This window comes from Candidatus Hydrogenedentota bacterium, assembly GCA_035416745.1.
In the GTDB taxonomy this organism is placed as follows: domain Bacteria; phylum Hydrogenedentota; class Hydrogenedentia; order Hydrogenedentales; family SLHB01; genus UBA2224.
Map to the genome: position 1 here is coordinate 34556 of DAOLNV010000016.1, position 8915 is coordinate 43470.

Genomic DNA, 8915 nt, shown 5'->3' on the forward strand with positions numbered 1-8915 from the left:
CGCGGCGTGCTCGCCGGGCATGGCAGCGCAGGCGTCTCGCCCGGGCTGCGGCGAGAAGCGGGCGCGGCGGTCATCCGCGGGAAGGATTCCCGTCATTTCCACTGCTCTTGTGGCGGCGGCGGGGCCAGTGCCTGTTGTATCGCGGCGCGGAGGTCGGTATCCACGAACGGTTTCTCGAGGAAGCCGTTGAACCCGGCGGCGCGCGCCCGGTTCGCGTTCATTCGCTCGCTGTATCCGGTGCAGAGGATGATGGGAATGTCGGGCCGGACGGTCCTCATGCGCGCGGCAAGGACTTCGCCGGTCATGTCGGGCATGGTCTGGTCCGTGATGACCACATCGAACGCGGCGGGGTCGGCCTCAAATTCCTGCAAGGCCTCGGCGCTTTTGGTGCACGACGTTACGTGGTAGCCGACGCGTTCGAGCGATATGCGGGCGAGAAGCGCGAGAGACTCCTCGTCGTCAACGAAAAGAATGCGTTCTCCGCGAGAGGAGCGGGCCATTTCGGCGCTTGGCGCCGCGCCCGCGGTTTCGTCCATGCGAAGCAGGGGGAAGAAAACCTCGAACACGGAACCTTCGCCGGGAGTGCTCTTGACGGTGAGATAGCCTTTGTGGGCGCGGACGATCCCGTGGACGATGGCCAGGCCCATGCCCGTTCCCTCGCCCGGCGGTTTGGTGGTGAAATAGGGCTCGAAGATGCGCTCGAGCATCGTCTTGTTCATGCCTTTGCCGGTATCGGCCACGGAGAGGCGCGCATAGCGGCCGGCAGGCATTCCCGGGGCTGCCTCGGGGCTGCCGTCCTCGAAATCGGCGCCGCGGTAGGTCACGGTAAGCACTCCGCCCCGGTCGCGCATCGCGTGGTAGGCGTTTGTGCACAGGTTTATGAGCACCTGATGCACCTGGGTGGGATCGGCGACGATTTGGCCGCACTCGGGATCGATATGCTGTTGGATGGCGATCGTGGACGGCAGCGAGCCGCGCAGGAGCTTCAAGGCTTCCTTCAAGACGGGCTGGACGAGCACGGGCCGCCGCTCCTGCTCTGCCTGGCGGCTGAACGTGAGGATCTGGTGCACCAATTCGGCCGCGCGGCGTCCGGCCTTGCGGATCTCTTCGATGCAGTTTCGCGTTACGGTGGGTTCGGGCATATCCTCGAGGGCGAGTTCGGCGAATCCGATGATGGCGCCCAGAATATTGTTGAAATCGTGCGCGATCCCGCCCGCCAGCGTTCCGATGGCCTCCATCTTCTGGGCGTGGCGGAGCTTGGCGGCCAACTCCATTTCCTGGGTGAGATCGCGCGAGATCGAAACGTAGTGCTCGACCTCGCCCGCGGCGTTGAATACGGGCGATATAGTGACTTCTTTCTCGTACAGGGAGCCGTCCTTGCGCTTGTTGGTGAGGCGGCCGCGCCACGTCTCTCCGCGCAGGAGGGTTTCCCACATCTGCCGGTAGAACGGGGCGCCATGGCGTCCGCTCTTGAGAATGCGGGGGGTATTGCCGAGGGCCTCTTCGCGCGACAGCCCCGAGATTTTTTCGAACGCGGGATTCACATATTCGATGGTGCTGTCCGGGGCGGTGATGAGAATGCTTTCGCCGGCATGCTGGACCGCGGTAGCCAGGAGGCGGTTCTCGTCTTCAGCGCGTTTGCGGGGCGTAATATCCTCGTAAACGCAGACAATCTCTCCTGTCGACAGCTTGTACACGAAACAGTCGAACCAACGGCCGGCGTGCCCGGATTTTCTCGACGAAAACTGCCGCCGGACCGACGTGCCGGACTGCCATACCTCGCGGCATACGGCCATCAAGGGTTCGCCTATTCCCGTGAGGTCGATCTCGGCGACACTTCGTCCGATAAGATCTTCACGGAACCGCCCTTCGAGGCGCTCGCCCGCCGCGTTCATGTCTTCGAGGACAAAGTCCTCGCCGTTTTGTTTGGCATCGAGGACCGCGACTCCGCTGTTGATGTTGTTGAACAGGTCCTGATAGCGCTCCTCGCCGACGCGCATGGCGTGCATGGCGTGATCGCGTTCGGCCACGGCCTCGCGGGCCTCCCGTTCGTGCCGGCGCATGCGCAAGAAGGCGATACCCGTGCCCATTGCCACGGCCAGCAGCGCCGCGGATGTTGCGGCGAGGGCGGCGGGCAGCGACAGGGAGCCGCTCGCGGGAAGCGCGTCGTCCGCTCCCGCACACGCCCAGCCAGCGGCCGCGAGCAACACGAGCAGGGCGGCGTGCCTTGTCATAGAAGAAAGTCTGTTACGCAGGGCGGTTTCTCCTTACCCCGTTGGGCCTCCGACGCGGCCGGACGCAGGGCCGGTCAGCGGGCGTTTCTCTCCCCCTTCCGCGGAATCGCGTGCGCTGTTTCCGCGAAATCCGCATCCTCTCCCCCGGGCGTCTCCTGTGTGATACGCCTGCAGGAAACATGATAGCATAAGGATCTCGGATTGGTAGAAAGATACCGTAATAAGCTCCGGCTCCCCGGGGTCTCTAGGGGAAAGAGAATGCTTGTCGATATTCACGTTCACGCCTCGCCGCCGCGGCACCCGAAAGTCACGCGCATGAATGGGTCGCACTATCCCGATGGGGAGACGCTCATCAAGATAATGGATGAGGCGGGGATCGGCAAGGCGTGCGTGATGGCGGGGATCAGTCCCGAATGCCGGTACACGGTGGTGACGGTCGATGACGTCGTGGGTCTCTGTTCCAAGTACCCGGACCGTCTGATTCCCTTCGGCAATCTCGATCCTCGTTTCCTGACGAACGATTCGGGGGCTGATTTCGCCAGTCTGCTCGAAGCGTATAAGGATATGGGGTGCAAAGGCCTGGGTGAATATACCTGCAACCTCCCATTTGACGATCCCATGTGCATGAACCTGTTTGAAGCGGTCGAGGCGTCGGGATTGCCGCTGACGTTTCACATCGGTCCGGCGATGGGCGGCTGCTACGGGCTGTTCGACGAACCCGGTCTTCCGCGCCTGGAAAAGGTTCTGAATGCGTTTCCCAAGCTGAATTTCCTCGGGCATTCGCAGGCGTTTTGGGCGGAAATCGGGACGAACGTGGTCGAAGAGGGCAAGCGCATTCCCTACCCCAAAGGTCCTGTACAGCCGGGCCGCGTGGTGGAACTGTTTCGGAAATACCCGAACCTTCTGGGGGACCTTTCGGCTGGAAGCGGTTATGGCGCGTTGAGCCGCGACCCCGAGTTCGGGTATGCGTTCATGGAAGAATTCCAGGACCGTCTGTTCTGGGGCACCGACATCGCCAATGTGCCGCAGGAACTGCCCATTGTCGCGTATTTCGGGAAGCTGAAAGCGGAGCGCCTCATTTCAGAGGACGCGTTCGAGAAGATTACCTGGAAGAACGCCAACCGGCTCCTGGGCCTGGGATTGGAATAGCGGCGTCAGCGCCGGGGGAGCCTGAGGATGCATGATATGCATAGAAGATGGAGTCCGGGGCGCGTTGGCGCGGTCATGCTGCTGGCGTCGGGGCTGATTCCCGGTTTTGCTGTCCGGGGCGCCGAACGCGATCCGTGGGCTCCTCTGCAGAACATTGAACGCGCCCTGCCGCAGCCGTTGCCCGGCCATCCCGGGAACGTCTTTCTGGCGGAGGAATCCGTGGTTGTTCCCGTGGCAGCCGAGGGGACGTGGACCCGTTACCGCGTGCTGGACGATGCCGGGGAGACGGTTGGGGGCGGCGCGCGGCCGGCGGAAGGGAACAGCGTTTCGCTGGGCAAGCTGCCGGTTGGATGGTACCGCATCGAGTTTGCGGGCGAGGGAGGCGGTGTCGAGGCGTGGACCACGGCCGCGGTGCTCTCGCCGTTGGCCGGGCCGGCGCCGCAGGATTCGCCCGTGTGCATCGATACGGCAATGGCGTGGTTCGCGCGCAACAACGCGGAGAAGCAGCGCGCGTTTGCGTCGCTGGCGTCGTTGGCGGGCGTGAACTGGGCCCGTGACCGCATGGCGTGGGGCGAACTCGAGACCGCGTCCGGCACGTTCGCCGAACCGGGCACATCGTATGACACCGCGGCGTCCGAAGCGGCGGCCCAGGGGTTGAAAGTCCTGCAGGTGTTTCACAGCACGCCGTCGTGGGCGGCGAGCGCGGAGCTTGATGGCGAACACCCGGGCGAGCGGTTTCCGCGGGACCTGCGCGACCTCTACGGTTTCTGCAAGACGATGGCGGAACGGTATCGGGGGCGCGTGTTGGCGTGGGAACCGTGGAACGAGGCGAACATCATGGGTTTCGGGGGCCACCTTATCAACGAGATGTGTTCGTTGCAGAAGGCGGCCTTTCTGGCGTTCAAAGCCGGCGACCCGAATGTGACGGTTTGCTGGAATGTATACGCGGGCAGCGGTTCGCAGCATCATGCCGACGGCCTGTTGCTGAACCAGACGTGGCCTTATTTCGAAACGTACAACATTCACACTTACAACCAGCCGGGGTCCTACCTCGAGCAGTTCGGCGGGCCGCGCGAAGCCGCCTGCGGGCGTCCCATCTGGCTCACCGAATGCGGGATCGGGCTTCACACAAGGGACGCCCATCCGTGGGGAGAGCTTTCGCGCGAGGACGAGCTGGGCCAGGCCGAATTTGTTGCGCACTCCTACGCCAGCAGCATGTATGCGGGCGTGAACCGCCATTTCTTCTTTATCCTCGGCAACTACATCGAGCGGGGGGTTCAATTCGGCCTTCTGCGCCACGATCTGACCCCGCGGCCGGGGTATGTCGCGTTGGCGGCGGCGGGGCGGATGTTTGCGGGCGCGAAACCCCTGGGACGCATCAGTATCGATGAGGCTGCGGGCGCCTGGGCGTATGTTTTCCGGGCGCGGCCGGGCGGGCAGCCGGCGGAGGTGCTCGCCGCGTGGGCGGACACGCCGGTCCGGTGGCAGCCTGGTCTCAAAGTCGAGCCCGTCGCGGTCTACGACTATCTGGGCCGTCCCCGGCCCTTTGAGGCGCCCCTGGAGCTGGGTCCCAGGACGGTGTTCGTGGTGGTTCCGGAAGGCGGGTCCGAGGGCCTGGCTCTGGAATCGCCGCCGGGCGTCGCGGGCTTTCGCGAGGGCAACCCGTCGCCGGTGGTGTTGCAGGCCGAGCTTCCCCTTGAGGCGGTGCGGCTGGAACCGCAGGCATATGAAGTTACGGCCGGCGCCCTGGCTGAGATTCCCGTGTGGGTGTACAACTTCAGCGGCGAGCCGGTCGAGGGCCGTTTCGCAGCGGGCGATGTGCCTGCAGAGTGGCAGGCGGAAGTCCCGGGCGGGGCCGTTCAAGTAGAGCCTTTCGAGCGCAGTCAGATCATGCTGCGCGTTGTGCTGCCGCCGAGCGGTTCAGACGTATTGCAGGGTGGCTGGGTGCGCGTTGAAGGGGACTTCGGAGCCGCGGGCCGGCCCGTTCTGGCGCTTCGCCTGGTCGCGGCGCGGGACAGTGTCACGCCGGAGAGCGTGACGCCCATCGCGGGGGCCGCGGACCCCGCCCGGTGGGAAGACAACATTGTTGGAGGCGCGAGCATGTCTCATCGTGCCATGGAAAACGGCGCAATCGCGTTCTCTATGCAATTCGGCGAAGGAGACCCGTGGTCTTATCCTCTCCTGCGCCTGGAGGCCGCCGAACAGCCCGCTGCGGAGGATGACGGGATTGTCCTGACCGTGCATCTTGCGGAAGGGCAAGGCGTGCTCCGTGTGCAGTTCGTCGAAGACACGGGTGCGATTTACACTGCCATCCTCGAGACCCTTCCCGGGACCGAAGGGCCGCAACGCATGGCCGCGCTGTTTGATGATGCGGGATGGGCGGCGTATTCGCAGCACGATCCCGACGGCCGCCTCGAGCCGGAGCGGATCACGGCGGTCATGGTAGGCATCAACTCGGAGCGCAACGCGTCCGCCGAGCTGGTTATTTCGAATCCCGCCTGGGTACGGTATTGAGTTTCCGGGGGGAAATCACCGGGCCGCGGGCGGCGGGGGGCGCGCTCGTTACAGCAGCGGGCTGAAAAGCTTGGCGAGGTTCTGATAGATGCGCCGTGGGGCGGAGCGGGTTTCCCAACTGTCCGTGCTGAGGCGCGTGGATGCCTCGATATAGCGCTCTTGCTTCTGCCGGAGTTCTTCCACGAATGGGGGCGAATAGAAGGCCATATTGATTTCGAAATTGAGGGAAAAGGAGCGGATATCGAAATTACTGGTCCCCACGAAAGCGACAGCGTTGTCAATGCTCATTGTTTTAGCGTGGATGAGGGCCGGTTCGTAGAGATAGAGGTTGATGCCCCAGTCGAGCAGCTCTTCGTAATGCGCCTGCGCGGCCGCGCCCACGAGGCGCTGGTCGGCTTCCCTGGGCACGATCAGGTTGACCATGACGCCCCGGAGCGATGCGCTTTCCAAGGCATTCAAAAGGCTATCGTCCGGGATGAAGTACGGCGTGGTAATGGTCACCTGTTCCTGAGCGCCGTGGAGGGCCGCCACGACCAGCCGCTGATAGTTTTCGGTGGCAAAATTGGGTCCGCTGGGGATGACCTGGGCTGCGATGTTGCCCTGCGGCCTGGGCTCCGGGAAGAAATCCGGGTTTTCGACCAGGTCGTCCGTCTCGAAGTACCAATCCGACACGAAGACGGCCTGGAGCTGCGACACGACAGGGCCGGTCAGCCTCACGGAAAGGTCGTGCCATTGCAGGGTCTTGGTGCCGTAATCAGCGTCAACCATGTCGTGGGAGCCTGTGTAGGCGACACGGCCGTCCACTACGAGCAGTTTTCGGTGATTACGAAGGTCCCAGCGCGCCATACCCTTCCGGAACAGCCCGACGGGGAGGGCCTCATAGACCTCGACGCCTCCGCGGGCGAGTTCCGGGGCCGTTCGTTTGAGCATCCCCCAGGAGCCTACGGCGTCGACGAGGAGCCGGCACTGGACACCGCGCCGTTCGGCCCGGATGAGTGCGTCGGCAAAGCGCCTGCCCGTAGCGTCTTCTCCGAAGATGTAATAGAGCGCGTGCACGTGGTGGCGGGCACTGTCGATATCGTCAATGATGCGGTCGAGAAAGTCCTCGTTGCCGCAGATGATCTCGGCATTGTTGCCGCCGAGAACGGCCATATGGCCGAGGCGCTGGGCAAGGCGGACCGTTGACGCGAACGCCGGGTCGAGTTGTGGCCGGGTAATGCCGGGATTGCCGCTAAACCGCGTGCGTGCGGCGTCCAGCCGCTTTGTGAGCCGCTTGTGTTGTTCGACGCGCTTGTTGGGCAGCCGGTTCGAACCGAGCAGGGCGTAGAGCAAGAGCCCGAGCCACGGGGTGATGAACACCACGAGAAGCCAGACCAGAGCGGACTGCGGCCGGTGGCGGCGGATGATGACCAGCAACATGATGATGCGAATAAGCCAGTTTCCGGCTTCATGGACTGCCGCGATTATGTTGAGAATGGTTCCCACCACGAGGTCCTGCGCTGTGTTGATGCGGTCACGGGTGCGATTCGCATTTCATTCTAGCAGGAGAAAGGCTTCAGACGGGAACGATTGGCGCCGGGCCTGCCTGGCTCCACGCAGTTGCAGTGGCCTGCGGCCTCTCTCACTCTGCCTGCGCCGCCGCACCCGCCTCTACCAATTGTCTCCTCTTCACCGCGCTCACCCGCCAGTGAATGATCACCATGAACACAACCAGCAGGATGCTCATGAACAGCCCGAGCAGGTTCGAGTTGCGGACGGCAACTTCCGGCGCGCGTCCTTCCAGGAGCCGTCCTATGACCTGTTCCTGTATCACGGGGCCGATACTGCCAATGCCATTGACCAGACCCGCCACGGCCACGGCGTTGCGCTCGCCGGCAACCACCACCGCGCCCGCGCCGCAAAACAACGTGTCGGGGCCGTACAGCATGAACCCAACCAGCCCGAACGAAAACGCGAGCGCATAGGGGTTGGCGCCGAACGTCACCACGGCGGCGTAGCCGAGGGTCATGCCCACGCTCATCACCATGCACACGCGGTCCCAGCGGCCCTTGAACACCCTGTCCAGCGCGAAACCGGCGACAAGCACCCCGAAGAACCCGGCAAAGTCGAATATGGTGGAATAGTAGGCCGCGCGCCCGACATCCATGCCTTGAAGGTTCAGGAACGCCGGCAGCCAGGAATCGAGGGCGTACCGCAGAAACTTGATGCAGAAATAGCACGCCCCCATCATCGGGATGATCGGATTCAAGATCAGTTTCATGTACTGCATGAACGTCACATGCTCGGTGGCGCTGGCGTCCACCGTCCTGTCCGCCGCATATTCGACGTCCACGATCGGTTCCAGCCCGACGTCCTGCGGTTTGGTGCGCTGCCAGAAGAAGAGCAGCCACCAGATCCCGAACGCCAGCAGCGTGCAACCCAGAAACGAGTAGCGCACGCCCATCACGCCGCTGTAGGTCTTGCTGAAATGAGCCAGCAACGCCCCGCCGGCCGATTTCACCAGAATGTTTCCGACCAGGTAGTTGGTCGACCAGAGGCCCATGATGGTGCCGCGCTCTTTCTTGCGCAGCCATTCCGCCACGGCGCCAACGGTCCCCGGCCACCCCGCGGCCTGCACAATTCCGTTGAAGAACATGAACACCAGGAACGTGCGATAGGAATTGGTGAAACCGAATATGACATTGAAGACCATCGACAGGCCAAGCCCGCCCAAGAGCAGAATGCGCGGACCCCATTTCCGCCCGACAAAGCTGTTGACGAACATCCCCAGCATATAGGCCACCAAGTAGGCCGTCCAGATGTTGGCGACCGCCTCGTAGCCCATCCCGTACTCGCCCTCCGCCAATGTCGATTTGCAGATGGTGAATACTTTCCGCACCAAATAAAACCCGACGTACCCGAAGTACGTCGAGATCAGGATTTTCCAGCGCCACACCTGGTGCTGAATTGAAAGAGGCCGGGTCTCATCAACGCGTTGCTGTACAGTGGACATGTCTCTTCCTCAAGACTGAAGATCGC

General features: G+C 63.3%; 5 protein-coding genes. 2 read left to right on the forward strand and 3 right to left on the reverse strand.

Features of this window, described 5'->3' with window-relative positions; genetic code table 11:
• Positions 1–92 precede the first annotated feature (92 nt).
• Positions 93–2234, reverse strand: a complete 2142-nt coding sequence (locus PLJ71_07650; protein ID HQM48549.1) for a PAS domain S-box protein — start codon at positions 2232–2234, stop codon at positions 93–95.
• A 258-nt stretch (positions 2235–2492) separates the two neighbouring features.
• On the opposite strand from PLJ71_07650, the gene PLJ71_07655 reads away from it, so the two are divergent.
• Both PLJ71_07655 and PLJ71_07660 read left to right on the forward strand, forming a co-directional pair.
• A complete protein-coding gene (locus PLJ71_07655; protein HQM48550.1) occupies positions 2493–3383 on the forward strand; it encodes an amidohydrolase family protein in 891 nt (296 codons plus the stop codon).
• A 36-nt stretch (positions 3384–3419) separates the two neighbouring features.
• On the forward strand, positions 3420–5897 hold the full coding sequence (locus tag PLJ71_07660) for a hypothetical protein (protein ID HQM48551.1): 2478 nt from the start codon (positions 3420–3422) through the stop codon (positions 5895–5897).
• Between the two features lie 48 nt (positions 5898–5945).
• On the opposite strand, the gene cls is transcribed toward PLJ71_07660, so the two are convergent.
• Together cls and PLJ71_07670 are read right to left on the reverse strand one after the other, a co-directional pair.
• The gene (gene cls / locus PLJ71_07665; GenBank protein HQM48552.1) at positions 5946–7382 is read right to left on the reverse strand and encodes a cardiolipin synthase; all 1437 of its coding nucleotides are present in this window, start codon (positions 7380–7382) and stop codon (positions 5946–5948) included.
• 136 nt (positions 7383–7518) lie between these two features.
• Entirely contained in the window at positions 7519–8889 is a 1371-nt protein-coding gene (locus PLJ71_07670) for an MFS transporter (protein HQM48553.1), read from the reverse strand.
• Between the last annotated feature and the right edge of the window lie 26 nt (positions 8890–8915).